25 protein-coding genes are annotated in these 26,136 nt (G+C 60.9%); 19 read left to right on the forward strand and 6 right to left on the reverse strand.

Annotated features, from left to right (window positions below; all coding sequences use genetic code 11):
* The first annotated feature begins 66 nt into the window (after positions 1–66).
* Complete coding sequence (locus tag E1573_RS01160) at positions 67–966, forward strand: LysR substrate-binding domain-containing protein (RefSeq protein ID WP_133209780.1); 900 nt, start codon at positions 67–69, stop codon at positions 964–966.
* A 140-nt stretch (positions 967–1,106) separates the two neighbouring features.
* Here the strand turns inward: E1573_RS01160 and E1573_RS01165 are convergent, their stop codons facing one another.
* Positions 1,107–2,042 (reverse strand): LysR substrate-binding domain-containing protein, encoded by a 936-nt coding sequence (locus E1573_RS01165; RefSeq protein WP_256659448.1) that lies wholly within the window; start codon positions 2,040–2,042, stop codon positions 1,107–1,109.
* 51 nt (positions 2,043–2,093) lie between these two features.
* On the opposite strand from E1573_RS01165, the gene E1573_RS01170 reads away from it, so the two are divergent.
* The 4 genes from E1573_RS01170 to E1573_RS01185 all read left to right on the forward strand — a co-directional run bounded on the left by E1573_RS01170 (position 2,094) and on the right by E1573_RS01185 (position 5,078).
* The gene (locus E1573_RS01170) at positions 2,094–3,065 is read left to right on the forward strand and encodes a DMT family transporter (RefSeq protein ID WP_133209782.1); all 972 of its coding nucleotides are present in this window, start codon (positions 2,094–2,096) and stop codon (positions 3,063–3,065) included.
* A gap of 106 nt (positions 3,066–3,171) precedes the next feature.
* Positions 3,172–3,924: a carbonic anhydrase gene (locus E1573_RS01175; RefSeq protein WP_133209784.1), complete on the forward strand. Its 753-nt coding sequence runs from the start codon at positions 3,172–3,174 to the stop codon at positions 3,922–3,924.
* 76 nt (positions 3,925–4,000) lie between these two features.
* Complete coding sequence (locus E1573_RS01180) at positions 4,001–4,480, forward strand: VOC family protein (protein ID WP_133209787.1); 480 nt, start codon at positions 4,001–4,003, stop codon at positions 4,478–4,480.
* Positions 4,481–4,517: 37 nt separating this feature from the next.
* Positions 4,518–5,078: a nucleotidyltransferase family protein gene (locus E1573_RS01185; protein ID WP_133209789.1), complete on the forward strand. Its 561-nt coding sequence runs from the start codon at positions 4,518–4,520 to the stop codon at positions 5,076–5,078.
* A gap of 82 nt (positions 5,079–5,160) precedes the next feature.
* Here E1573_RS01185 and E1573_RS01190 read toward each other — a convergent pair whose 3' ends face one another.
* The gene (locus tag E1573_RS01190) at positions 5,161–6,075 is read right to left on the reverse strand and encodes a LysR substrate-binding domain-containing protein (RefSeq protein WP_133209791.1); all 915 of its coding nucleotides are present in this window, start codon (positions 6,073–6,075) and stop codon (positions 5,161–5,163) included.
* A 99-nt stretch (positions 6,076–6,174) separates the two neighbouring features.
* Between E1573_RS01190 and E1573_RS01195 the strand changes: the two genes are divergently transcribed.
* The 7 genes from E1573_RS01195 (at position 6,175) to E1573_RS01225 (ending at position 15,028) form a co-directional block, all read left to right on the forward strand.
* Positions 6,175–7,266, forward strand: coding sequence for a tartrate dehydrogenase (locus E1573_RS01195; protein WP_133209793.1), 1,092 nt, complete (start codon positions 6,175–6,177; stop codon positions 7,264–7,266).
* Positions 7,267–7,463: 197 nt separating this feature from the next.
* On the forward strand, positions 7,464–9,062 hold the full coding sequence (locus E1573_RS01200) for a BCCT family transporter (RefSeq protein WP_133209795.1): 1,599 nt from the start codon (positions 7,464–7,466) through the stop codon (positions 9,060–9,062).
* Positions 9,063–9,246: 184 nt separating this feature from the next.
* Positions 9,247–10,368, forward strand: coding sequence for an aromatic ring-hydroxylating dioxygenase subunit alpha (locus tag E1573_RS01205; protein WP_133209797.1), 1,122 nt, complete (start codon positions 9,247–9,249; stop codon positions 10,366–10,368).
* A 51-nt stretch (positions 10,369–10,419) separates the two neighbouring features.
* Positions 10,420–11,868, forward strand: a complete 1,449-nt coding sequence (locus E1573_RS01210; protein ID WP_133209799.1) for an NAD-dependent succinate-semialdehyde dehydrogenase — start codon at positions 10,420–10,422, stop codon at positions 11,866–11,868.
* Positions 11,869–11,929: 61 nt separating this feature from the next.
* Positions 11,930–12,901: a PDR/VanB family oxidoreductase gene (locus tag E1573_RS01215; protein ID WP_133209801.1), complete on the forward strand. Its 972-nt coding sequence runs from the start codon at positions 11,930–11,932 to the stop codon at positions 12,899–12,901.
* Between the two features lie 318 nt (positions 12,902–13,219).
* Positions 13,220–14,302 (forward strand): helix-turn-helix transcriptional regulator, encoded by a 1,083-nt coding sequence (locus E1573_RS01220; protein ID WP_133209803.1) that lies wholly within the window; start codon positions 13,220–13,222, stop codon positions 14,300–14,302.
* Between the two features lie 27 nt (positions 14,303–14,329).
* Positions 14,330–15,028, forward strand: coding sequence for a YoaK family protein (locus tag E1573_RS01225; protein WP_133209805.1), 699 nt, complete (start codon positions 14,330–14,332; stop codon positions 15,026–15,028).
* Positions 15,029–15,032: 4 nt separating this feature from the next.
* On the opposite strand, the gene E1573_RS01230 is transcribed toward E1573_RS01225, so the two are convergent.
* A complete protein-coding gene (locus tag E1573_RS01230; RefSeq protein ID WP_133209807.1) occupies positions 15,033–15,383 on the reverse strand; it encodes a hypothetical protein in 351 nt (116 codons plus the stop codon).
* A gap of 136 nt (positions 15,384–15,519) precedes the next feature.
* On the opposite strand from E1573_RS01230, the gene E1573_RS01235 reads away from it, so the two are divergent.
* Positions 15,520–16,182, forward strand: a complete 663-nt coding sequence (locus E1573_RS01235; RefSeq protein ID WP_133209809.1) for an SOS response-associated peptidase — start codon at positions 15,520–15,522, stop codon at positions 16,180–16,182.
* Positions 16,183–16,253: 71 nt separating this feature from the next.
* Positions 16,254–18,083 carry an SLC13 family permease gene (locus E1573_RS01240; RefSeq protein ID WP_133209811.1) on the forward strand — a complete coding sequence of 610 codons (1,830 nt, stop codon included), beginning with the start codon at positions 16,254–16,256 and terminating at the stop codon, positions 18,081–18,083.
* Here E1573_RS01240 and E1573_RS01245 read toward each other — a convergent pair.
* Together E1573_RS01245 and E1573_RS01250 are read right to left on the reverse strand one after the other, a co-directional pair.
* A complete protein-coding gene (locus E1573_RS01245; protein ID WP_133209813.1) occupies positions 18,055–18,762 on the reverse strand; it encodes a DUF3313 domain-containing protein in 708 nt (235 codons plus the stop codon). The genes E1573_RS01240 and E1573_RS01245 overlap by 29 nt on opposite strands.
* Positions 18,755–19,078 carry a hypothetical protein gene (locus E1573_RS01250; protein WP_133209815.1) on the reverse strand — a complete coding sequence of 108 codons (324 nt, stop codon included), beginning with the start codon at positions 19,076–19,078 and terminating at the stop codon, positions 18,755–18,757. The genes E1573_RS01245 and E1573_RS01250 overlap by 8 nt, the downstream gene beginning before the upstream one ends.
* 164 nt (positions 19,079–19,242) lie before the next feature.
* On the opposite strand from E1573_RS01250, the gene E1573_RS01255 reads away from it, so the two are divergent.
* From E1573_RS01255 to E1573_RS01265, 3 genes are all read left to right on the forward strand, one after another.
* On the forward strand, positions 19,243–19,953 hold the full coding sequence (locus tag E1573_RS01255; RefSeq protein WP_256659450.1) for a response regulator: 711 nt from the start codon (positions 19,243–19,245) through the stop codon (positions 19,951–19,953).
* Positions 19,950–21,290, forward strand: coding sequence for a HAMP domain-containing sensor histidine kinase (locus E1573_RS01260; protein WP_133209819.1), 1,341 nt, complete (start codon positions 19,950–19,952; stop codon positions 21,288–21,290). The genes E1573_RS01255 and E1573_RS01260 overlap by 4 nt, the downstream gene beginning before the upstream one ends.
* 254 nt (positions 21,291–21,544) lie before the next feature.
* Positions 21,545–21,796 (forward strand): hypothetical protein, encoded by a 252-nt coding sequence (locus E1573_RS01265; RefSeq protein ID WP_177494555.1) that lies wholly within the window; start codon positions 21,545–21,547, stop codon positions 21,794–21,796.
* A gap of 85 nt (positions 21,797–21,881) precedes the next feature.
* Here the strand turns inward: E1573_RS01265 and E1573_RS01270 are convergent, their stop codons facing one another.
* Complete coding sequence (locus E1573_RS01270; protein ID WP_133209821.1) at positions 21,882–24,110, reverse strand: TonB-dependent hemoglobin/transferrin/lactoferrin family receptor; 2,229 nt, start codon at positions 24,108–24,110, stop codon at positions 21,882–21,884.
* A 209-nt stretch (positions 24,111–24,319) separates the two neighbouring features.
* On the opposite strand from E1573_RS01270, the gene E1573_RS01275 reads away from it, so the two are divergent.
* The gene (locus E1573_RS01275) at positions 24,320–25,042 is read left to right on the forward strand and encodes an energy transducer TonB (protein ID WP_133209824.1); all 723 of its coding nucleotides are present in this window, start codon (positions 24,320–24,322) and stop codon (positions 25,040–25,042) included.
* Between the two features lie 17 nt (positions 25,043–25,059).
* Positions 25,060–26,130 (forward strand): hemin-degrading factor, encoded by a 1,071-nt coding sequence (locus tag E1573_RS01280; RefSeq protein WP_133209826.1) that lies wholly within the window; start codon positions 25,060–25,062, stop codon positions 26,128–26,130.
* Positions 26,131–26,136 lie beyond the last annotated feature (6 nt).

Below are 26,136 nucleotides of genomic sequence, written 5' to 3' on the forward strand. Positions count from 1 at the left end.
GCTTATGCTTCGCTGAAAAATGCTTTATTTTTGGTGGGCCATGTCTTTTTGTTATGGAGTCGATGAGTGAACCTTCGCCAGCTGGAAGCCTTTCGTGCGGTGATGCAGGGCCAGACCGTGACACGGGCGGCAGAGATGCTGCACATCTCGCAGCCCGCCGCCACGCGACTGATCCTGTCACTGGAAGAAAACATTGGCTTCGCCCTGTTCGAACGCAGCAAAGGCCGCTTGCAACCCACGCCAGAAGCCTTGGTGCTGTATGAGGAAGTACAGCGTTCGCTGCTCGGTGTTGAGCGCATCGCACGCACCGCGCGCGAGATCGGCAACCTCACCCGTGGCTCACTGCAGATTGCATGCGTGCCGGCCTTGGGCCTGTCGTTCATGCCACGCGCCATCAATGCGTTTTTGCAAACCCATGAACAGGCGCAAGTCAGCCTGGTGGTGCAGTCTTCACGCGAAGTCGTAGATGCCATCGTCGGCGAGCGCTGCGATGTGGGCTTCATCGCCCAGCCAAATGCCTACGCCAGCCCGTGGGGTGAAAAGCTCATCACCTCTTACTTGCTGTGCGCGCTGCCGGCATCGCATCGACTGGCTGGCAAAGCGCTGATCGTGCCAGAGGACCTGCAAGGCGAAGCGTTCATCTCATTCCCGCAAACCGTGGCGTCCCGGCAACACATCGACGCCATCTTTGCCGCTCATGGCGTAGAGCGGCAGTTGAATGTGGAAACGCAGCTGTCCATGGCAATGTGCAAGTTTGTCGAGCAAGGTGCAGGGGTTGCCTTGGTGGATGTCATCAGTGCTCAGGAATACCAAGGTCAAGGCATCGCCTTCCGGCGCTTTGAACCCGCCATTGAAATGGACTTCGCCCTGTTGCTGCCGCCGCAGAAGAAAATCTCGAAATTCCATGAAAGTTTTGTGCAGCACATCAGGGCATTCGCGGCAGACGAAACCCGCATCCACTGGTGAGCAGCGCAGGATTGAAGGCCCAGTGGGAGCGGGCTTGCCCCGCGATTAGCTGCCGCTTCGCGCCAGATCGCGGGGCAAGTCCCGCTCCCACCGAGGGGTGGCCTCATGGCCAGCGCTCATGTCGGGGCTGAGCCGAGCGGCTACTGCGACAAGCAGCTAACCAACTGACGTCCATGCGTGCTCAGGGATTCCCACCCTTTGATACACAGCCGCAGCTCAAGCGTCGCCCAAGGCTCTTCCAGCAACACCATTCGCACGGGCAGTTCCTGCTCCATGCGCAACGCCGTGGTTTCCGGCAGCATGGCGATGCCGGCACGTTGGGCCACCAGTTGCGCGATGGCTTCGAAGCTCGGTGCGCGCACGCGTATCTGCAAGGGCATGGCCAGTTTCATCGCTCGCTCTTCCACAAAGCGTTGCATGGCCCGTTCAGCTGGCATGCCAATGAAAGGGAAACCCAAGGCATCGCGCAGGCGCGTGTGCTCCTGTTCTGCCAACGGATGCCCGGTCGGCACCAGCATCACCAGGCGTTCACTGCGAAACGGTAGCGACAACACACCGTCGCTGATGACGCTACCGTCATACACGCCAATTTCGCATTCGCCGGTGAGCACCGCGCGCATGACACCTGTGCTGCGGTACTCCGTGAGTTGCAAGTCCACTTCTGGATAATCGGCCAGAAACGCGCCAAGCACAGCCGGCAACAAGCTGCTGGAGGTTACCGTGGTAGCGGCCAGACGCAGGGTGATCCGCCGTTGGCCCGTCAATTCTTTGAGGGTGTCTTGCATCTTCTGTGCTTCACCCAGCACGTTACTGGCCGCTTCCAGCACCAGGCGGCCAGCGGGTGTCAGTTGCATGCCGCCAGCGTTGCGGGTGAACACCGCGACGCCGCAGCGTTCCTCGAACAAGCGCAGGCGCGTGCTGGCGGCGGAGACGGCCACCGGGATGCTGGCGGCCGCTTTGCTCAGGCTGCCGGAGGTGGCAATGGCGACCAGCAGACGTAAATCGGAGAGGTCGAAGTGCACAGGGCTTTCTCTTTTGGCGAAGGCTACGTTCTGATAAATGCGATTCTGCGCCATTGGCCTTCACTTTAGAATAATGCTCACCTGTTCTTCTCTGTTGAGCCGCTGATGAATACATTCCGTGGGTTGCTCCAGCGCTGCGTGCAAAACGGCAGCCTGTTTGCGGTGCTGTCGGCACTGGGTTTCAGCTTCAAGGCGATTTTCGTCAAGCTGTCGTACCAGGCCAGTCAGGTGGATGCAATTACGCTGCTGGCCATGCGTATGGGCCTGGCCTTGCCGTTGTTTGCCTGGCTGGTATGGGCCAGCCGCGGGCCGAGCAATAGCCCGTTGGGCTTCGGGGATGGCCTGCGGGTCATGCTGTTGGGGTTGTTCGGTTACTACCTGGCGAGCCTGTTCGATTTCTATGGGCTGCAGTACATCAGCGCCGGGCTTGAACGGTTGATTCTGTTCACCTACCCAACCCTGGTGCTGGTGTTCCAGGCGATTGCCCTGCGTGAACGTCCGACCCTGCGCACCCTGGCGGCCATGGGCTTGTGCTACCTGGGCCTGGGCATCGCCTTTGTGCATGACGTCAGCGTCGCCGGGCTGGGCGGGCAAGTGATGTTGGGCGCCGCCTGGGTGTTCGCCAGTGCGGTCACCTACGCGCTGTATTACTCAGGCACTGGCGTGATGCTCAAGCGCATGAGTTCCATGCGCCTGGCCGGGCTGGCAGGTGGTGCTTCGTCGCTGATGGTGCTGACGCACTATGGGCTGGTGGCCGACACCGCGCAGGTCTGGCAATTGCCTGCCGTCGTCTGGTGGTATGCCGCGCTGATGGCAGTGTTCTCGACCGTGCTGCCCATCTACTGGGTGGCGCTGGCGATTCAACGCATGGGCGCAACCCATACTGCAGCGGTCGGTAACCTTGGGCCGGTGCTCACGGTGCTGGCGTCATGGGCGATTCTTAGCGAGGAGGTTTCGGTCTACCAGATGATCGGCCTGGCGCTGGTGTTGTTCGGGGTTTCACGCTTGAAACCTGCGCAGGCAAAGGCCAAGGCACAAGCGCCTGAGCAACCGGTCAGCGCGGCGCAAAAAACATAGCGATACAGGTCTACTAGACTTCAAGGTCCCGGTGCTGCGAGCTGATCAAAGCACCGGTTTCCCAACAGCAGTTACGCCAACCGAGTTGACCTGAGTACACACCATCATGTGTAAATCATGTGATTCAACTTCCTCTTCAAACACAACCAATCGTCGTCGTTTTCTGCAGATAGCCGGGCTGAGTGCCAGTGCCCTGCTAGTGGCCGGTGCGCTGCCTGACAAGCTAGCCCTGGCCGAGGAGAAAACTTCAGCGCCCCCTAAACCTCAAAATGCAATCAACCCCGACCAGGCGTTGCAACGCTTGCTTGCAGGCAATGAGCGGTACGTGAGCGGTAATTCCGATACTCACGATTTCAAGGATGAGCGCGAAGCATTGGTCTCCGGCCAGAACCCGTTCGTGGCGGTGCTCAGCTGCTCTGACTCTCGGATCGCCCCGGAGTATGCGTTCGACACCGCGCGCGGTGATCTTTTTGCCGTTCGCGTCGCGGGTAACTTCGTCACCGACGAAGGCCTGGCCAGTCTTGAATATGCCGTTGCTGTGCTCGGCGCACCGTTGATTCTGGTACTGGGCCATGAAAGCTGTGGCGCGCTCGATGCCGGGATCAAAGCGCTGAAAGATCAAACCGTGTTCCCCGGGCACATCCCAAAACTGACTGAGGCGCTTAAATCTTCTATCCAGAAGGTGATCGAGCAACCCGGCAATCTGCTGGAAAATGCCACCGCACAAAATGTCAAAGACTCGGTGCAACGCCTTAAAGGAGCCACACCGCTCATCACCGATGCACTCGACAAAGGCAAACTGAAAATAGTCGGCGGTGTCTATCGTCTGGCTACCGGCAAAGTCGATATGGTTGTCTGAACCTGAACACGGGCAAGGAAGCCCGCCTGCCGGTGCGACTACACTGATGGGCCAAGCCCGCTTCAGGAGACCGAGTATGACCAGCAAGAACACCATTTGCCTGTGGTTTGAAGGCGACGCGCTGGACGCCGCAACCTTCTACGCCCAAACCTTCCCGGACAGCGCCGTGGTGGCCGTCCATCACGCCCCTGGCGATTACCCTTCCGGCAAGCAAGGCGACGTCCTGACCGTGGAGTTCACGGTTATGGGCATTCCCTGCCTGGGCCTCAACGGCGGCCCCGTATTCAAGCACAGCGAAGCCTTCTCCTTTCAGGTTGCAACGGACGATCAAGCCGAAACGGATCGCTTATGGAACGCGATTGTCGGCAACGGCGGCGAGGAAAGTGTCTGTGGTTGGTGCAAGGACAAGTGGGGCCTATCATGGCAGATCACCCCACGGGCACTGACGGCAGCGATCACCCATCCTGATACAGCAGCAGCCAAGCGCGCATTCGAAGCGATGATGGACATGGGCAAGATCGACATCGCCGGGATTGAAGCTGCATTAAAGGGGTGAGGGTTGTATTGGGTAGCCACCACAGGAGAGATTTCACATGGACGTACCGCTGACCGCTGAAGAACTGCTCAGCATTGCCATGACGAACCCGGTAAACGCTGAAATTACGGCCCGCCTACCCGAATTGCGGGTGGATCAGTGCATGCTTACGGCTGGCTGTCTGTTCCAGGCTGTGTGGAATCATCAGGCACAATTGCCTGCAGCGTGGGGCATCAAGGATTACGACGTTTTCTACTTTGACCCTGAACTGTCCTGGGAGGCCGAGAACGAGGTGATCCAGGCCGCTCAACACCTGTTTCAAGACCTCGAAGTGAATGTCGAGGTGAAGAATCAGGCGCGCGTTCACCTGTGGTACGAAGAACGCTTTGGCCGACACTACCCTCAATTGCGGTGTGCCAAAGACGGCGTCGATCGTTACCTGGTTGCCGGTACCTGTATCGGGCTGGAAATTGAAAGTGGCGAGTTATACGCACCCTATGGCCTGGGCGACATTGAACAGGGGCTGCTACGAATCAACCCGAAAAACGCCCAACCTGATTTGTTTGAGCAGAAAGCGAAAAGCTACCAAGCGCGTTGGCCGTGGCTGAGGGTGATATGAAACCTGTAGGAGCGGGCTTGCCCCGCGATTGAGGGGGTACCTGACAGATCGCTATCGCGGGGCAAGCCCGCTCCTACCGGTGTTATGTTTCAGGCAAGCTGTAACGCTCGGCAAAGTACTGCCGGAAGAACTCCACCGCCACCCGCACCTTGGCCGAACTGGCCAGGGGTGAGGTATACACCGCCCAGATATCGGCCGGTTGATGGTAGTCGCTCAGCACTTGCACCAGCCGCCCATCGGCCAGGCTGTCATGCACATCCCACCACGATCGCAGCAAAATCCCGCGTCCGTCCAGGCACCACTGGTGCGCCACTTCACCATGGTTGCTCGACAGGCTGCCGGTGACGCGCACGCTCTCCTCGCCATTGGGCCCCTCCAGTTCCCAAATACCAAAGGGATGGTCGCGCTCTTTGATCACCAGGCAATCATGGCTGGCAAGCTCAGCCAGTGCTTTAGGCATACCGCGCCGCGCCAGGTACGCCGGCGAGGCACACAGCACCCGGCGGTTCCTGGCCAGCGGCTTGGCAATCAGGTTGGAGGCAATCACGTTACCCACGCGGATGTCGAGGTCGACGCCCTCCTCGATCAGGTCAACCAATCGGTCATGCACATCCAAGCGAATGTCCAGGCGCGGGTAACGCTCGGCCAATTCCGACAAGGCCGGCGCTACGAAGCGCCGGCCCAGGCCCAGGCTGCTGGCAATACGCAGTTGCCCCGCCGGCTCCCGATGCTGGGCACTGATGTCATCGCCCATGCGCTGCACCGCGTCGAAGATCTGCTGCGCCCACTGATACACGCGCTCGCCCTCTTCGCTGACGGTCACCCGTCGGGTGGTGCGGTGCAGCAAGCGCACTTCCAGGGTCTGCTCCAGCACGCGAATGCGTTTACTGATAAACGCTGCCGACATGCCCAGTTCCTCGGCCACAGCCGCAAAGCTGGCGCGCTTGGCCACCTGTAGAAAAATATTGAGGTCGTCGAGGCTCGGAAAATTATTCACGTTTCGTGCACTAAGAATCTATGAATGGCGAGATTATCTCTGAATGAAGCCCTTATAGCATGAGCCGCATCTGTTCCCTAGACAACGAGTGCGCCCCTCATGAGCAAGACATTCAAAATCGCTGCGATCCCTGGCGACGGCATCGGCATCGAAGTTCTCCCTGAAGGTATCCGCGTAGTCGAGGCCGCTGCCCGCAAGCATGGCTTGGACATCAGCTTTGAATTCTTCGAATGGGCCAGCTGCGACTACTACCTGGCCCACGGCAAAATGATGCCAGACGACTGGTTCGAGCAGCTCAAAGACTTCGACGCCCTGTACTTCGGCGCTGTCGGCTGGCCAGACAAAGTCCCGGACCACATCTCCCTGTGGGGTTCGCTGCTCAAGTTCCGCCGCGACTTCGACCAGTACGTCAACATCCGCCCCGTGCGCCTGTTCCCTGGCGTACCGTGCCCGCTGGCAGGCCGTGAGCCGGGCGATATCGATTTCGTGGTGATCCGTGAGAACACCGAAGGCGAGTATTCGTCGCTGGGCGGCCGCATGTTCGAAGGCACCGAGAACGAATTCGTCTTGCAGGAATCGGTGTTCACCCGCCGCGGTGTCGACCGCATCCTCAAGTACGCCTTCGACGTGGCGCAAACCCGCGAACGCAAGCACGTTACCTCGGCCACCAAGTCCAACGGCATGGCCGTGAGCATGCCCTACTGGGACGAGCGCACCGCAGCCATGGCCGCCAATTATCCGGACATCAGCTGGGACAAGCAGCACATCGATATTCTCTGCGCCCGCTTCGTGCTGCAACCAGACCGTTTCGACGTGGTGGTCGCGTCGAACCTGTTCGGCGACATCCTGTCTGACCTCGGCCCGGCCTGCGCAGGCACTATCGGTATTGCGCCTTCGGCCAACCTCAACCCTGAGCGTAAGTTCCCGTCGCTGTTCGAACCGGTACACGGTTCGGCCCCGGACATCTTCGGCAAGAACATCGCCAACCCGATTGCGATGATCTGGTCCGGCGCGCTGATGCTCGACTTCCTCGGTAACGACGGCAGCGACCCACGCTACCGCGCCGCCCACGACGACATCCTCAAGGCCATCGAGCAGGTCATTGCTGCCGGTGATACCACCCGCGACATGGGCGGCAGCAAATCGACCCAGGACGTGGGCAAGGCCATCACCGCACTGATCGAAGCGTGATGAACAGGGGCCGATTGTCAGAATTGTCTGACAAATCGGCCCCTTCCCTCTTGCGAGCGGCACTGATTGAATGCAGAATCTGTTAACCAAAAGATGCATGTTAACTATTAGTTAACGAACCATGGAAGGAGCCACACCGCAACACCCCGGAATGCCTGCCGGGTATAGATAAGTACGCCAACGTCCAGGAGACGATGATGTCGCACAAAAATAAAAAGATTGATGTGTTCCTGATTACTGTGAGTTTGATAGCCGTGCTGCTCACTGTAATTGGCCTTGCTGCATTCCCGAGCGAAGCTGAAAGCGCCGCAAACCAGCTGTTCGAACTGTCCACCCGTACCTTTGGTACCAGTGTTCAGGTGCTGGTGTTCGGCAGTTCTCTGGCCGTGCTGTACCTGGCCTTCAGCAAATACGGCAATATCCGCCTGGGCAGTGGTAAACCCGAGTACGCGACAGCGACTTGGGTATTCATGTTCATTTGCGCCGGTATGGGTTCCTCGACCCTCTACTGGGGTGTAATGGAATGGGCTTACTACTACCAGACCCCCGGCCTGAACATCGCCGCGGCCACACCCAAAGCGCTTGAGTACAGCATCAGCTACTCGTTCTTCCACTGGGGTGTCAGCGCCTGGTCGATCTACGCCCTGGCGTCGCTGGCCATGGCCTATCACTTCCACGTTCGCAAGAAGAGCGGCCTGAACCTGGCGTCGATCGTTGAAGCGGTGACCGGTTTCAAGGCCACCGGCCCGGTCGGCCGTAGCGTCGACCTGATCTTCCTGCTGACCATGATGGGTGCCCTGACCGTCTCGCTGGCCCTCACCGCCTCGACCCTGACCCGTGGCTTGCATGACCTGGCCGGTACCCCCGACACCTTCACCGTACAACTGATGGTGATCGGCGCGGTGGCGATCCTGTTCTCGCTCAGCTCCTATATCGGTATCGATGGCGGCCTGCAACGCTTGAGCAAAATGGTGTGCATCGGCGCCCTGGTGTTTGCAGCGGTGGTGCTGCTGGTCGGCCCGACCCAGTTCACCATCAACAACACCGCCAACGCCGTAGGCCTGATGATTCAGAACTACGTGCACATGAGCCTGTTCACCGACCCGGCTGGCGACGGCGCCTTTACCCGCAACTGGACCGTGTTCTACTGGCTCTGGTGGGTGTCCTACGCCCCAGGCGTGGCCATGTTCGTGACCCGCGTATCGCGCGGCCGCCAGATCAAGGAAGTGGTCTTTGCCCTGCTGCTTGGTGGTAGCTTCGGTTGCTGGTTCTTCTTCGGCGCCCTGGAAAGCTACAGCATGCACCAGTTCATCAGCGGTGCTGTGGACGTGCCGAAAATGCTCAGCGAACAAGGCGGTGAGTCGGCTGTGACCCACCTGCTGCTCGCCCTGCCATGGGGCCAAGTGTTCCTCGGCGTGTACCTGTTCATCATGGCGATCTTCTGCGCCTCGCACATGGACGCTGCTGCCTATGCCGTTGCGGCCACCAGCACCCGTAACCTGTCTGAAGGTGACGACCCGACGCCGACCCACCGCCTGTTCTGGTGTGTTGTGCTGACCCTGGTGCCACTGGCCATGCTGTTCGCCAAGGCCTCGTTGTCGACCATGAAAACCGCCGTGGTGCTGACCGCGATCCCGTTCATGGTGATCCTGCTGGTGAAGATCTACGGCTTCTTCAAATGGATGATCCACGACTACGGCCAGGTACCGGCTTACCGCATCGAGGAAGAAGCGGCCCGCATGGCTGGTGAAGAACCGCAACACCAGGCCCCACGCAGCGCTGCTGCCGTGCACTGACAAAACCCTGTAGGAGCGGCGGTGCGGCGATCCGACTTGCCCCGCGATCGCGGTGTGTCAACCATGACGCATCGCGGGGCAAGCCCGCTCCCACAGTGATCGCACCAAATTTTTTTGCCCTGATTGTTAACTGATAGATACGCGTTAACTGATAACTAAAATACCGAGCTTGTGAGGCCCCATCATGAATGACTTCAAACGCCTGCCCGCCGATTTCTGCGCCAACGCCGACGAGGCGTTCACCATCCCTGCCAGCTTCTACACCCAGGCGGCAGTGTTCGAGCACGAAAAAGAAGCCATCTTCGCCCGCAGCTGGATCTGCGTCGGCCACCGCAGTGAAGTCGCGGAAAACAACGCCTATATCACCCGTGAAGTGATCGGCGAAAGCATCATCGTCGTACGCGGTCGCGACAGCGTGTTGCGCGCCTTCTACAACGTCTGCCCGCACCGTGGCCACCAACTGCTGAGCGGCAGCGGCAAGGCCAAGAACGTCATCACCTGCCCTTACCACGCCTGGACCTTCAAGCTCGACGGCGACCTAGCCCACGCGCGTAACTGCGACAACGTAGTGAACTTCGACAAAGAGAACTCGTCGCTGGTGCAGCTGCGCGTCGAAGAGTACGCAGGCTTCATCTTCATCAATATGGACATGGACGCAGGCTCAGTCGAAGACCAACTGCCAGGCTTGCAAAAACGCATGCGTGAAGCCTGTGCTGTGATCGACGACCTGCACCTGGCCGCGCGCTTTGTCAGCGACACCCCAGCCAACTGGAAATCGATCGTCGACAACTACCTCGAGTGCTACCACTGCGCCCCGGCCCACCCAGGCTTCTCCGACTCGGTTGACGTTGGCCAGTACAGCCACACCACCTATGGCAACTGGACCTTGCAGTACGGCCTGGCCAAGCCATCGGAGCAGTCGTTCAAGTTCGACGAAGACGTCAAGGATCCTTCCTTCGCCGGTTTCTGGGCCTGGCCGTGCACCATGTTCAACGTGCCGCCAGGAGCGAACTTCATGACCGTGATCTACGAGTTCCCGGTTGACGCTGAAACCACCCTGCAGCACTACGACATCTACTTCCTCAACAAGGACATCACCGAAGAGCAGCAGAAGCTGATCGACTGGTACCGCGAAGTGTTCCGTCCAGAAGACCTGCGCCTGGTTGAAAGCGTGCAGAAGGGCCTCAAGTCCCGCGGCTACCGTGGCCAGGGCCGGATCATGGCCGACCGCGAGCGCAGCGGCATGAGCGAGCACGGCATCGCCCACTTCCACAACCTGATCGCTGTTGCCCATCTCGACGACTGATAACCACCGCCGCAGGCTTCACCGCCTGCGGCGGCTTTCGGAGTGCCTTGCGTGAAACTCAATGACAATAAGCTGTTCCGCCAGCAAGCCTATATCAACGGGCGCTGGTGCGACGCCGATGATGGCCGCAGCCTGCCGGTCACCGACCCCGCCAACGGCGAACTGCTCGGCAGCGTGCCACTGATGGCAGGCAACGAAGCCGTGCGCGCCATCGAAGCCGCTGAAGCTGCCTTGGGCGACTGGCGTGCCCGCACCGCCAAAGAGCGTGCGCAGATCCTGCGCCGCTGGTTCGAATTGCTGCTGGAACACGAGCAAGACCTGGCCCGCCTGATGACCTTCGAACAGGGCAAACCCCTGCATGAAGCCCTGGGCGAAATTCGCTATGCCGCCTCGTTCGTCGAATGGTTCGCCGAAGAAGGCAAACGTATCTACGGCGACGTGATCCCGAGCCCGGCCAACGACAAGCGCCTGCTGGTAATCAAGCAAGGCATCGGCGTGTGTGCGGCCATCACCCCGTGGAACTTCCCGGCGGCGATGATCACCCGCAAAGTCGCCCCTGCCCTGGCAGCCGGCTGCACCATCGTGGTCAAACCGGCCAACGAAACCCCGTACTGCGCCCTGGCCCTGGCTGAGCTGGCCGAGCGCGCCGGCATTCCCGCTGGCGTGTTCAGCGTCGTCACCGGTGATGCACCGGCGATTGGCGCGCAGTTCACCGGTCACCCATCGGTGCGCAAGCTGAGCTTCACGGGTTCCACCCCAGTGGGCCGTTTGCTAATGGGCCAATGCGCCGAAACCATCAAGAAAGTCAGCCTGGAGCTGGGCGGCAACGCACCGTTCATTGTCTTTGAAGACGCCGACATCGACGCCGCCGTCGAAGGTGCCTTGATTGCCAAGTACCGCAACGCCGGGCAGACCTGCGTTTGCGTCAACCGCTTCTATATCCATGACAGCGTCTACGCCCAGTTCAGCCAACGCTTCATCGAGCGCGTGCAGCAACTGGGAGTCGGCCACGGCAGCGCCGAAGGTACGCAGATCGGCCCGCTGATCAGCGACAAGGCCGTGGCCAAGGTCCGCAGCCTGATCGACGACGCCGTCGGCAAAGGCGCCGAACTGGTGCTGGGTGGCAAGGCCCACGCCCTGGGTGGCAACTTCTTCGAACCCACCGTGCTGAGCAATGTCGGTCCGGGCATGGAGCTGCTGGAAGAAGAAATCTTCGGCCCGGTGGCAGCGCTGGTGCGCTTTACCAGCGACGCCGAAGTCATCGCCTTGGCCAACGCTACGCAATACGGCCTGGCCGCTTACTTCTACAGCCGCGATATCGCCCGGGTGTTCAATGTGGCCGAGCAGCTGGAGTACGGCATGGTCGGCGTCAACACCGGACTGATCTCCAACGAGGTCGCGCCGTTCGGTGGCATCAAACAATCGGGCCTGGGCCGCGAAGGCTCCAAGTACGGCATCGAAGATTATCTGGAAATCAAATACCTGTGCCTCGCCGTCTGAGCGAGCGCGGGTTCCGGGACGCGGCAGGGCCTGCCGCGCGCCCTTGCAGTCGAGGTGAATCATGGCCAACAAATACGAAATGTTCAGCGTACACGTGACCGAAGTCGAACAGGCCACCCCGCAGATCAAGCGCTTCACCCTGGCCCGCGAAGACGGCGCGCCGATGCCCGCTTTCACCGGTGGCAGCCATGTCATCGTACAGATGCAGGGCGCTGACGGTAGCCAGTTCAGCAATGCTTACTCGTTGATGAGCGACCCGCGCGACACCCGCAGCTACCAGATTGGCGTGCGCCTGGAAGAGCAATCCAAAGGCGGCTCGGCGTTCATGCACCAGCAGGTGCAGGTCGGTACCCGCCTGACCATCTCCTCGCCCAACAACCTGTTCGCCCTCGACCCAAGCGCCGGTCGCCATGTGTTGATCGCAGGCGGTATCGGCATCACCCCGTTTCTGGCGCAACTGCATGAACTCGAAGGCAGCAGCACCGGCTACGAACTGCATTACGCCTTCCGCGCGCCGGAACACGGTGCCTTCCAGGAACAACTGGCCAGCGGCCCGCATGCCGACAACACCCACTTCTACATCGACAGCCTGGATCGCAAGCTCGACCTGAACGCACTGTGCGCAGGCCTGAGCGAAGAAGCGCACCTGTATGTGTGCGGCCCGAAGCCGTTGATCGATGCGGTCATTGCCACAGCGGCCAAGGCCGGAATTGCCGAACACCGCGTACATTGGGAACAGTTCGCCGCCGCACCGGTGACTGGCGCCGCCTTCACCGTGGTACTGGCGCAATCGGGCGTCGAGCTGCAGGTCGAAGAAGGCATGACCATTCTGCAAGCCATCGAAAAATCCAAGGCCGCCAAAGTTGAGTGCCTGTGCCGTGAAGGCGTGTGTGGCACCTGCGAGACCGCCATTCTCGAAGGCGAAGCCGAGCACTTCGACCAGTACCTGAGCGATGACGAAAAAGCCGCGCAGCAAAGCATCATGCTCTGCGTCTCGCGGGCCCGCTCGGCGCGTCTGGTGCTGGACCTTTAACCCTTGGTAGGAGCGGGCTTGCCCCGCGAAGCAATGCCACTGAAAAACCGCCATCGCGGGACAAGCCCGCTCCCACAGCCCACGCCCGTAGGAGCGGGCTCGCCCCGCGATACGATGGGACTGAAAAACCGCAATCGCGGGACAAGCCTGCTCCCACAGCGCACACCCGTAGGAGCGGGCTTGCCCCGCGATACGATGGGACTGAAAAACCGCCATCGCGGGGCAAGCCCGCTCCTACCTGGATGAAAGCCGTCAACCCAAAGTTGACAGCTTAGGTATACTTGCAGGCTCTTGGCTCACGATCAGGACACCCTGCCCATGATGGAAAACAGTTTCGCCTTTCGGCTCAAGGAGTTGCTTGAGCATCAGAAGTTGACCCTGCAAGCCGTGGGCACGGCCCTGGGAATCTCGCGCACTGCGGTACACAAATGGACCCGTGGCGGCGAAATCGACTACGACAACCTGCGCAAGCTGGCGGACTTTCTCAAGGTCAACTGGATCTGGCTGCGCTACGGCGAAGAAGCTCTGCAGAACATTCAGCAGCCGCAAGTTGTAGAGCTGCCAATGACCGACCTGCGCCGACGCTACACCGCCGAGATCATGGAAAGCGAAACGCGCATGAAGCTGGCCCAGGAAGGTGCGCGCATCGTCACTTGGGAATGGAACCTGATCAGCGACGAGGTCACCTACTCCCCCAACGTCGAGCAGGTGTATGGCTGGCCGGTTAACCGCAACGAAGACTTCTGGATTCACCTGCCCGCCGAAGACGTCACGCGTATGCAGGCCATGTACGCCCAGGCGGTGGCCGACGGCAGCGGCTGCGAATGCGATTTCCGCATTACCCGACCTGATGGCGAACTGCGCTGGATTTCATCCCGGGCCACGGTAGTGCGCGACAGCGCCGGTCGTTCGGTGAAGATGGTCGGCATCAGCATGGACAACACCGAGCGCCAAGTCGCCGAACAGGCACTGCGCAAAAGTGAAGAACGTTTTCGCGCGATCTTCGAACTGGCCTGGGGTGCCCTCGCCTACATTGCCCCCGATGGCACCTGGCAGCGGGTCAACAGCAGCCTGTGCGAACTGCTCGGTTACCGCGCTGAAGAGCTCTACAGCATGACCTTCCAACAGATCACCCACCCAGACGATCTGGACGCTAATCTGCAATTACTGCAGCGCATGCTGGCCGGTGAAACCGAGCGTTACGAGGTAGAAAAGCGCGTCCGCCACAAGAGCGGTGACTACATCTGGGTACGCGCCCGCACCTCGTTGCAGCGCCGCGACGACGGTGAACCGGAACACCTGATCAGCGTGTTCGAAGACATCGGTGCCAAGCGTCGCGAATACGAACGGCTGCACGCCCACATCGCTGGGCTTGAAGCGAGGCTGGCGCAGCGCGCCTGAATCTCACCACCTTTGGGAGCGCAAGGGATGCTGCCAGGTTATTCATACGCATCAGCGCGGTCATTGCGCATTGCCAGGCTGCGCGGCAAGGTCGGCCTGTATTTTGTTGCCGCCCTGTCAGTGTTGGCCGGCATGACTGATGCCATCGGCTTTATGGCCACTGGCGATTTCGTCTCGTTCATGAGCGGCAACACCACGCGCCTGGCGGTGTCACTGGGCACTGGCGAAATGGGCCTGGCACTGCGCATCGGCGCGCTGCTGCTGGCCTTCGTACTGGGCAATGCCCTGGGCGTGATCATTGCCCGCATCACCGGTCGCAGGCCCTTGCCCCTGTTATCCATCATTGCCGCGCTGCTCGCCCTGGCGGGGTTGCTACCCGCGAGCTGGCAGTTGCCTGCATTGGTCGCGGCGGTCATCGCCATGGGCATGATCAATGCCGTGGTCGAAGAAGTGAACGGGATGCCAGTGGGCCTGACCTACGTCACCGGTGCGCTGTCGCGCTTTGGCCGCGGGCTGGGGCGCAGGCTGCTGGGCGAACGCCGGCAAGGCTGGCGAGTGCAACTGATTCCCTGGGGCGGGATGTTTGTGGGCGCCGTTATCGGCGTGTTGCTGGAACAGGCCTTCGACCTGGCGGCGCTGCTGTTCAGCGCAGTGCTGGCTGCCGCGCTCGGGCTGATTTCGCTGAAAATCCCCCGGCGCTGGCAGCTCGGCTATATGCCCCGCTAGCGGCTTACAGGCAGGTGGCCAATGCGGCCATACGGCGCAAGGCGACGCTGTCGTCCTTCTTGGCGTAATAGCTGACCGCCGTATTGCCACCTTGCACCAGGATGTCGGCAAACGACTCCGCCTCACGGGTGTACACGGTAAAGCCGCCTTGCTTGTTCGGCTCCAGGTAACCGCTGGCATCGACACCAAACACGTCTTCGTCCTGCCAGCCAAACTGGATGCACTGAGCCACACGGTCAGCCGGCTTGGTCGAGGTGAAGCTTTTGGTAGGCGCCTGGTTGCGCGCGGCCTCCATGGCCGAAGAGGCACAACCGGCCAACAATGCTGCAGCCACCACCGCCAATACTCCCCGCATGACACACCCTCGTCGAAAAAAAGCCGACTGTACCATTGCCTGCGCGCCAACACCCGCACCGCTTAACGTCACGGCGCGACTATAGTTAGATGTTGATCGCCTCACAGCGCCACCCTCTTCAACGCAGGCTACGCGAATGTGTGGAAGACTCAGTCAATACCGTGGCATTCATGACTTCGTTGACGCCCTGAGCATGCCCGACGCCTTGACCAATGACGTCGGTGACCAGCCCCTGGCGCACTACAACGTCGCGCCCAGTACGTCAGTGGCCGTCTTCACCCCTGGTTACGCCCGCTGGCTGCGTTGGGGCTGGCGCCCGCACTGGGCCCAAGACCGCGCACCGCCGATCAATGCGCGGCTGGAAAAAGTCGCACACTCACCCTTCTATCGAGCGATCTGGGGGCAGCGCTTGCTCGTGCCGATCGATGGCTGGTTCGAATGGGTCGATGAAGGTGAGGCGAAAAAGCAGCCTTACTACATCCACCGCCGGGATGGCCTGCCAACCTTTTGCGCCGGTATTGGCCAATGGCGCGGTGCCGAGGACGACGGTTTTGTCATCATCACCGCAGACAGCGTGGGCGGCATGGTCGATATCCACGACCGCCGCCCTGTCGCACTGGCACCCGAGCTGGCCCGCGCCTGGCTGAACCCCGACGCCGACAAGACCCAAGCCGAGCAGATGCTGCTCAACCTTGGTGAGCCGGCCGAGGCGTTCCACTGGTACCGGGTCGATAAAGCCGTCGGCAATGTGCGTAACCAGGGTGCCGCCTTGCTGCGGCCGATTGAGCCAATGAGCTAAACCGCTACACATCAACAAACCCCACACAATTTTCTGCCAAACTTCCACCCCTCACGGATCAGGAAGATTGCATGAACGACGAATTGCTCTGGGTGCTTGGCTTGCTGTTGACCAGCGTAGTCTTGTTCATCGCCAACCGGCCACGGATGGATGTGGTTGCACTGCTGGTGATTGTGGCCCTGCCCCTGACCGGCATTCTCACGGTTCAGGAGGCCCTGGCCGGGTTCAGTGACCCCAACGTGGTGTTGATCGCCGCGCTGTTTGTGATCGGCGAGGGCTTGGTGCGTACCGGTATCGCCTATCGCATTGGCGAATGGATGGCCAATCGTGCCGGCAACAGTGAGGTACGCCTGCTGGTATTGTTGATGCTCTGCGTGGCCGGGCTGGGTTCGGTGATGAGCTCGACCGGGGTGGTGGCCATCTTCATTCCGGTGGTGTTGAGCATTGCCGCGCGCATGAAAGTGTCGCCCAGCCGGCTGATGATGCCGTTGAGCTTTGCCGGTTTGATCAGCGGCATGCTCAGCCTGGTGGCCACACCACCGAACGTGGTGGTGCACAGTGAACTGGTGCGCCACGGTGAAAGCGGTTTTCACTTTTTCAGCTTTACCCCGTTCGGTCTGGTGATTCTGGTACTGGGCATCGGCTACATGCTGCTGACCCGGAACTGGCTCAGCGGTGAGGTACGCAAAGACGGTACGCCGCAAACCCGCCGCACCCTGCTCGACCTGATCATCGACTACAAGCTGGCCGGCCGCGAACGGCGCCTGCGGGTGCGCCCCGACTCGCCGCTGATTGGCCACAGCCTCAGTGAGTTGAAACTGCGCACGGTGCACGGCGCCAACGTCGTCGGTATCGAACGCCAGCACAAGTTCACTACCCGGGTCATCAGCCCCGACTCCAGCACCACGGTGCATGAGGGCGATGTATTGCTGCTCGATCTGTTTGCACCACGTGATGATTTGCGCAGCCTGTGCCAGACCATGAAGCTCGAACCGCTGCACTTCAAGGGCGCCTACTTTATCGACCAGTCCCATGCCGTGGGCATGGCTGAAGTAGCAGTGGTGCCCGGTTCGCAATTGATCGGTAAAAGCGTGCTGGACCTGAATTTCCGGACGCGCTGGGACCTCAACGTGGTGGGGCTTCGACGTGGTCAGAGCGCCATTGAAGAACAACTGGTGGAAGAAAAACTCAAGCTGGGCGACACCCTGTTGGTGATCGGCCCGTGGAAGTCGGTGCGCCAGCTGCAGGCCCAACCCAGGGACTTTCTGGTGTTGAGCCTGCCCGCCGAAATCGACAATGTCGCCCCGGCGCTGAACCAGGCGCCCTATGCCCTGATCAGCCTGATGGTGATGGTCGGCCTGATGATCAGTGGCGTAGTGCCGAACGTTATCGCTGCGCTGATCGCCTGCCTGCTGATGGGTGCCGGGCGCTGCATCGACATGAACAGCGCTTATCGCGCGATCCACTGGCAGAGCCTGATTCTGATTGTCGGCATGCTGCCGTTCGCCCTGGCGTTGCAGAAAACCGGCGGCATCGCCATGGCGGTGAACCTGCTGGTGCAGGTGCTGGGCGAGGCCGGGCCGTACATGATCCTCGCCTGCTTGTTCACCATCACGGCATTGATCGGCTTGTTCATTTCCAACACGGCCACCGCGGTACTGATGGCGCCCGTGGCGATCAGCACCGCCGAACAGTTAGGCGCTTCGCCCTACCCGTTTGCGATGATTGTCGCCCTGGCGGCGTCGGCAGCGTTCATGACGCCGGTGTCATCACCGGTCAACACCTTGGTGCTCGGGCCTGGCCAGTACCGCTTTGCCGACTTCGTCAAAGTCGGCGTGCCGTTCACCGTGCTGGTGATGATCGTCAGCGTGTTTATGGTGCCGTGGATTTTTGCCCTGTGAAGGCCGCGACGTTCTGCTGTTTGAGGGTAACGGCAGCATCGCGCCAGTCCTGGGCCCAGCCATCCAGCACCACCTTGAGGTTGTCGGCGGTCATCACCTGATCGTCGTTCTCCAGCGGCAGGCCGGTGCCCTTGCGCACCACTTCGGCGACCACGGCGCGCGTGCCACCATCGAGGAACGCAGCTTCGGTGGCGATCACACTGTCCAGGTCGCGAATACCGACGGCGCTGCTGACCCCAGCCGCCACCAGGGTGACCGGCAGGTATTCATAAAAATGCAGTGACTGGGTATGAGCGCCCACCGAAGTGATCGCCGGGCGCACGATCAAGGTATTGGGCCCAGGTTGGTCGACCAGGCTCAGCACCTTGCCCAGTTCCCGCTTGAGCGCCACATCGTAGTACGCGGTGACCGCCTTTAACGTCGAATCGGGGATCTGCGCGCTGGCTTGCGGTTGCGGGTAGAACTGGCTCGGCGCGATGTACACCTGGGTGTAGCGCTCCACCCGCAGCGTCGGGCTGATCCAGCGCAGCACCGACTCGCCCGAGGCGGTCTTGTGTTCGCTCAACTGGTCGTAATTACGCAAGAAGCCGGAATACTCTTTAGGCGACACCCGGGTCTGGCTGCAACCGACCATCAGCAGTGACAAGCACAGCGCCGGGGCAAACAATTGCTTACGCATGGCATGCGCTCCCGCTTTGCTGGCTGGTTGCCCGGGGCGCCGTACCGGAGCGGTCTACCTGCAACTGCCCATTGGCCATGATCCAGTGCACCAGTTCCGTCAGCGGCACTTTGTAGCTGTACTCCATCCATTGGTTGCTGCTGGGGCTGTAGCGCTCAAAGTAATGGCTGAGGATCGCGTGTGTGCCTTCACTGCACAGGCCCAGGCGCGAATCCTGATAGCTGAGCAGTGCGTTGCGCCACAAATCCTGGGTACGCAGGTCGAGGGTCAGCGATTGGCTACAGTCAAGGCCGTCGATCGGGGGTTGTGCCTGCATGAAAAATTCCCTTGGTTTGAACTGCCGACAGCATCGCCCAGGGCCTTTGCTGGCAGATGTCTGCTTTGTGTCTGGGCTGCATTTTTATTGCACGATTGAAATATATGACCGACGCCGCAGAATGGTTTTAGATACACACTTTTTACGCCCCACTGGACCTGAACGTGAGCAGACTGCTGATCGTCGATGACGATGTGGAAATTTGTGCCCTGCTGAAGAAGTTCTTTGTCATGCATGGCTACGAAGTCGACCTGGCCGCCAATGGCACAGCAATGTGGGCGGCCATTGAACAACAGCGCCCGGACACCATCATTCTCGACCTGATGCTGCCCGGTGAAAGTGGCCTGAACCTGTGCCAGAAACTGCGCACCAGCACCGGCATCCCGATCATCATGCTCACGGCCATGGACGAGCTGAGCGACCGTATTGTCGGCCTGGAACTGGGCGCCGATGATTACCTGGGCAAACCCTTCGACGCCCGTGAACTGCTGGCACGTTTGCGCGCCGTGCAGCGCCGCGCGGGCGAGCAACTGCGCCCCAGTGGCGAAGAAACCCGGCCAGTGATCCGCTTCGACGACTGGCAGCTGGATGTCACCCGCCGGGAATTGCGCACCCCGCAAGGGGTAATGGTGCCGCTGTCGGCTGGCGAGTTCGACTTGCTGCTGGTGTTTCTCGAACACCCGCAGCGCATCCTCACCCGCGAGCAGTTGATCGACCTCGCCCGCGGCCAGGGCCACGAGGCATATGACCGCAGCATCGATGTGCAGGTCAGCCGCCTGCGCCGCAAGATCGAACCCGACAGCAAGCGCCCGGCACTGATTCGCACAGTACGTAACGGCGGTTACTTGTTCGACGCCAAGGTCAGCCGCACATGATCCGCCTTGGCCTGCAGCACGACGGCATCAGCCGCCGCATTGCCTTGACCATCATCGCCGCCATGCTGATTTCCGTGGCGCTGAACATCCTGTTCGTGCAGGTGGCCGGTGTCTGGGCGCGACCGCCGCTGGAGAAAACCGGGCTGCTTGAACAGATCAACGTCGCCGCCCGCGTACTGGAAGCGGCGCCGGTCAGCCAGCGTGCGCAACTGGCGGAAGCGGCGAGCAGCCCGATGCTGCACGTGCAATGGAGTGCGCAACGTGATGCGCTCGGCTTACCCGGCCCCGGTGAGGAGATCAATCCGCAGACGGTGCCAATGTTGTCTCAGCTGCCGGCCAACACGCCGCTGAGGATTGAAACTTTCCAGCCCGACCACTGGCCAGCGGGCGATCCCAACGCCCACTACAAGTTGGTCATGCAACTGGCCGACCACAGCTGGCTGGCGTTTACCCCGCCCTACCGCAGTTGGGGCCTGAGCTCAGGCATGCGCTTTACCATCATCGGCTTGCTGGCCTTGGTTGCCGCATTGTTGGTTGCCTGGATCGGCACCCGCCAATTGGCTGGCCCACTGCAGCGTTTCGCCCGCGCCGCCCGGCGTTTTGGCAGCGACCTGCGCGCACCGCCCATCCGCGTCGAAGGCCCGCATGAGCTGCGTCAGGCGATTACCGCGTTCAACACCATGCAGGCGCAGATCCAGCACTTCGTCGCAGAGCGCACGCAAATGCTCGCGGCCATTTCCCATGACCTGCGCGCACCGCTGACACGCATGCGCCTGCGCGGTGAGTTCATTGAAGACGCCGAACAACAGCGCAAGCTGTTTCGCGATGTAGATGAAATGCAGAGCATGATCAACGCGGCACTGAGCTTCTTTCGCGACGAAACCCGCTTGGAGACCACCACGCCGTTCGACCTGGCCGAACTGTTGCACACCCTGGTCGACGATTACCGCGACCAGCAGATTGCCGTGGGCTTCGAAGGCCCGGCGAACCTGGTCTACCTCGGTCGCCCCCTGGGTTTGAAACGCGCGGTAACAAACCTGATCGACAACGCGGTCAAATATGCTCAGCCGCCGACGATTCGCTTGAGCAGCAACGCCCACAGCCTGTTCATCGAAGTGCGTGATCACGGCCCGGGTATTCCGGAGGCTGCGCTGGAAGAGGTGTTTGTTCCTTTCTTTCGCCTGGAAAGCTCGCGCAATCGCAACACCGGTGGCGTTGGCCTGGGCTTGCCGTCGGCACGCACGGCAATTCGTGAACAAGGGGGTGAGTTGACCCTGCGCAATGCACCGGGTGGTGGATTGCTGGCGTGTATCGAGTTGCCACGGGTCAGCAAATGAGTGCTTACAGCGTTAACGTCCACTTAACGGCAGAGCCCTAGATTAGGGTTTCTTCCCTTCAGAACGTCGTTTTTGGCTCACCTTGTGTGAGCCTTTTTTTTGCGCAACATCCGGTAGGAGCGGGCTTGCCCCGCGATAGCGGTCTTTCAGTCACATCGCATCGCGGGGCAAGCCCGCTCCTACACGGAAACCAAAATCCGAATAGAAGGTCTGAGCCTGTACCTCCCAACCGCTGTGCGGATCAAGGAACCACAGTGCTGAAACATCTGACCCGCTTCGCCGTGATCACCACGATCCTGGCCACGTCCGGCTGCTACTACCACGACTACGACCGTGATGATCATCGCTGGGATCGCGACCATCGCTATTCCCGTGACTGGGACGACGACCGCGATGATCGCGATCACCGCCAGTACAACAAACGCTATCGCGACGACGACCGCTACCGTTACTACGACAACGACCGCCGCCGCGACCGGGATGATGACGACGACGATGATGATTGATCATCGGTAGGAGCGGGCTTGCCCCGCGATGGCGGTGTTTCAGACAGTCCGCCATCGCGGGGCAAGCCCGCTCCTACTGGTGGGGTTAGATTTCCCAGATCACGTTGACGGCTGCGTAGCGCCCAGGCTGGGTCAAACGGCCCAAACTGGCGGCGTCTTCATCGCGACCCTGTACGTCACCCCAGTTCCAGTACTTCTTGTCAGTGACGTTGAACAAGCCGCCATTGATCGCCACCTGATCGGTGACCTGCCACCAGGCATTGAGGTCAAGCACGCCATAACCCGGGGTTTCGAACTGGCGGTCAATGAGCAGTTCAGCATCGCCGGTGTGGTCGACACGGTCTTTGGCCTGCACCAGGGTCCAGGTCAGCTGTCCACCATAAACCCCGCTCGGCGCATCGTAACCCAGGCCGATCACAGCCTTGAGCGGATCGATGGTGTTGAGCGCCTGGCCGGTCTCTTCATCCTTGCCACGGGCATAGGCAATCGAACCCAGCGCACGGGTACCGGCAGGCATGAACGCGTCCAGTTTGATGTCACCCTTGGCTTCAGCACCACGGATGGTGACTTTGCTGACGTTGAGTGGCTGGAAGGTCAGCAAGCCGGTGCCGTTTGGATCAGGCACGGTTTCGGTAGAGATGAAGTCTTTGTACTTGTTGTAGAACAGCGCGACACCAAAACTGCCCAGGTCGTAGCGACCGCGCAAGCCGATTTCGTAGCTGTCGCTGGTTTCCGGCTTCAGGTCCGGGTTACCAATTTGCTGATAGCCAAATTGCGGGTTGCTGAACGCGCCGTACATGTTCACCGGGCTCGGTGCACGGAAGCCTGCGGCGTATTGCCCGTACACACTTTCATGCTCGGTCAGCTGATAAGTGACGGCGAACTTGGGCGAGAAGTGGTCATCAGTGATCCGCGACGGGTCGGTCTCAGTTGGCAAGCCGTTGAGGAATTCGTCGGTGACGTGTGGAGTCTGGCGGTAGTAGTCGTAACGCAGGCCTGGCAGTAAGGTCCAGCGGCCAATCTCGATACTGTCCTGCACGAACAGGCCCAGCGATTCGCTGGTCGGATCCGGGAAATCACTGACCGGGAAGTTCTCGGTCGCTGGTACGGTCGCACCGGTGTCCAGACGCACTTCACTGCCCTTGCGCAGGTTGCTGGCTTCGATGCGTTTGACTTCGCCGCCGTAGATCATGTGGTGACGGGTATCACCGACGGCGAACTGTTTGTCCAGTTGGGTGTTCAGGCTCCACAGGCGCTCATCGTACTGCGAATCGCGGGAGCGAATGCGGTTGACCCCGGTAGCGGTCTGACGCTGTTGCAAGGTCTTTTGATTGTTGCTGCTTTCTTGATAGTTGAGCTGCCACTTCAGCTGGTCGGCCAGCAGGCTGTCCAGGCTCAGGGTGTGCTCAAGGCTGTAGCGGTCACGGTCGATGCTGTCTTTGGCTTGCGAGCCGAGAATCGCCGGGGTAGTGAAGGTCGCCCGGGTGTTGATGTCGCTGAGCAGGTTGCTGTTGGCGTCGTCTTGATAGCGCTCGTAGGTGAACTGCAGGCGGTCGCCGTCAGCGTAGTTCCAACCCAGTTTGGCCAGCAGGTTTTCGGTGGTGTAGTCGAGCGGGTTGGCTTCTTCACGCGAACTGCCGACACCCCCATTGCCACCCCAGGTATCCGTGGACTGGCCATCGCGACGCCCCAGGTGCAACAAGCCATCCACCGTTCCCGTCCGGCCAGCGAAGGTGGCGCTGCGCTGCCAGCTGTCATCACTGCCGTCGTAACCGGTCTTGAAGCGAGCGTAGACGTCATCGCCCTCTTCGAGGTAATCCGCAGCGTCCTTGGTCAGGAAGCTGACGGCACCGCCAATTGCGTCGCTACCGTACAGCGAAGACGCCGGGCCACGAATGATCTCAACCTGTTTGATCGTATCGAGGTCAACGTAATTGCTGCGCACGTCCTGGAACGGGCTGAAGAAGTTGCTTTGTGGTACCCGCACACCATCGACCTGGGTCAGCACGCGGTTGCTATCGATACCGCGGATGTTGGCACCGGCATAGCCAAAGCGGCTGCCGGTACCACTGACCGAAACCCCCGGCTCGTAGCGCACCAGGTCCTTGAGGTCCTTGTCGTTGTGCTGATCGATTTCACGTTCGGTGTGTACCGACACTGTGCTGGGCACCTGCAGCAGTGTCTGCTCAGTACGCGTTGCCGTCACGCTGACCGTATCGAACTGGGTAACGGGCTCGGCAGCCAGGGCCAGCGATGGCGACAGCAGCAGCAAGGCAAGCCAGGAACGCTGGGGAAATGGCGGGCGGATCGACATCTAACTTAACTCCTGAGGGTCAGGCCCGGCGCGATAACCGTCGGGCTTGGCGGGATGTGTTGGATTTGTTCTGGGTTCAGCAATGGCCCCTTTCTGTGAAGGGTTTCTGATAACAATTCTCAATATCAGCGGCGGCGACAATAGCCAGCTTGACTTACAAATGCAAATTATTACCATGTGCATTCTTATTTCCTGCGGCGTGAGCATGCATGAAGCATCCCTGGGGCTACCTGCTACTGTCTGTAGCGCTGCATGTCAGCGCCGGCTGGCTGCTGCATGCGTTACGGCCTGCGCCCGAGCCGTTGGCCTTTCAGCCGCCGATGGCGATTCAGTTGGTGAGCCTGGCGCCCGCTGCACAACCGCTGCCGGCAGCACCTGCACGCCCGCAGCCGATGCCGCGTCCGGTGCAAGCCCCTGCTCAACCCAAAGCGGCAACGCCTGCCAAGCCTGCCCCCACCTTGGCCAAGGCCGTGCCCATCAAATCACCAGCAGTACCGGTCAAATCAGCGCCGCCGCGCAGCGAAACGCGCCCGAGCCCGAGCCCAAGCGCTGTGGCCGCCGCTGCCGCTCAACCCACGCCAAGCCCATCGGCCCCCGCACGCATCGCCAGCGCACCCGCACCTGTTGCAGCGCCAGCTACACCGGTAGTCAGCCTGCGCCCGAGCTTCATCAGCCCGCCCCCGCCACCTCGCTACCCGTCGCAGGCCCGTCGCCGCAACCAGCAAGGCATCGTTCGCGTCGAGGTGTGCCTGGATGAGCGCGGCCAGCAACTCAAACTCACCCTGGTCCGCTCCTCGGGCGTGGCCAGCCTTGATCAGGCGGCACTTGAAGCCGTGACCACGTGGCGTTTTCGCCCCGAAATCGTCGATGGCCGGGCCGTGCCCAGCCGCGTTGAAATACCAATAGAATTCGCCCTGACGGCGAACCGATGACCCTGAAGGAGTTCACCATGACTGCCCCGACTCGCGCCCTGACCACTGGCCCTGCGCTGTATCAGCAGTGGCAACAACTGCGCGCCGAACAAACCGGCCTGCGCGCCCGCGACGCTGCGGCCAAACTGGGCGTCAGCGAAGCCGAGCTGACCGCCAGCCGCCTGGGCGTCGATACCGTGCGCCTGCGCCCAGAGTGGGCGACGCTGCTGCCTGCGCTCGGCGAGCTGGGCTACATCATGGCGCTGACCCGTAACGAGCATTGCGTCCACGAGCGCAAAGGCGTCTATCACGAAGTAACCATCATGGGCAGCGGCCAGATGGGCATGGTGCTGTCGCCGGACATCGACCTGCGCCTGTTCCTCAGCGGTTGGGCCAGCGTGTTTGCCGTCGATGAAAGCACCACTCGCGGGCCGCAGCGCAGCATCCAGATCTTCGACCGCCAGGGCACTGCGGTGCACAAGGTGTTCCTCACCGCCACCAGCGAAGAATCCGCCTGGGCGCCGCTGGTTGAGCGCTTCCGTGCCGAGGCGCAAAGCGCTGAGCTCGACCTGCAACCGATGCCGGCCGCCAAGGTTGCGCGCCCGGATGCCGAGGTCGATGCCCAGACCCTGCGCACCCAGTGGTCGCAGCTGCAAGACACCCATGACTTCTTCGCCCTGCTCAAGCGCAATGACGTGGTGCGTACCCAGGCCCTGCGCCTGGCCGGCCCGCAGTGGGCCGAGCCGCTGGCTACGGTCGAGCTGACTAACCTGATCGAAGAAGCCGGCAAGCGCGAAGTACCGATCATGGTCTTCGTCGGCAACCAGCACTGCATTCAGATCCACTCAGGCCCAGTCAGCAACCTGCGCTGGATGGACACCTGGTTCAACGTGCTCGACCCGGCCTTCAACCTGCACCTGAAGACCACCGGCGTCACCGAACTGTGGCGTGTACGCAAGCCGAGCGTCGATGGTATCGTCACCAGCTACGAGGGCTTCGACGCCGACGGCGAACTGGTCATCCAGCTGTTCGGCGTGCGCAAACCGGGCGTGCCGGAGCGTGACGACTGGCGTGCACTGGCCGAATCCGCGACCGCGATGACCGCCTGAGGGAAC

This window comes from Pseudomonas sp. H9 (assembly GCF_004353925.1).
In the GTDB taxonomy this organism is placed as follows: Bacteria; Pseudomonadota; Gammaproteobacteria; order Pseudomonadales; family Pseudomonadaceae; genus Aquipseudomonas.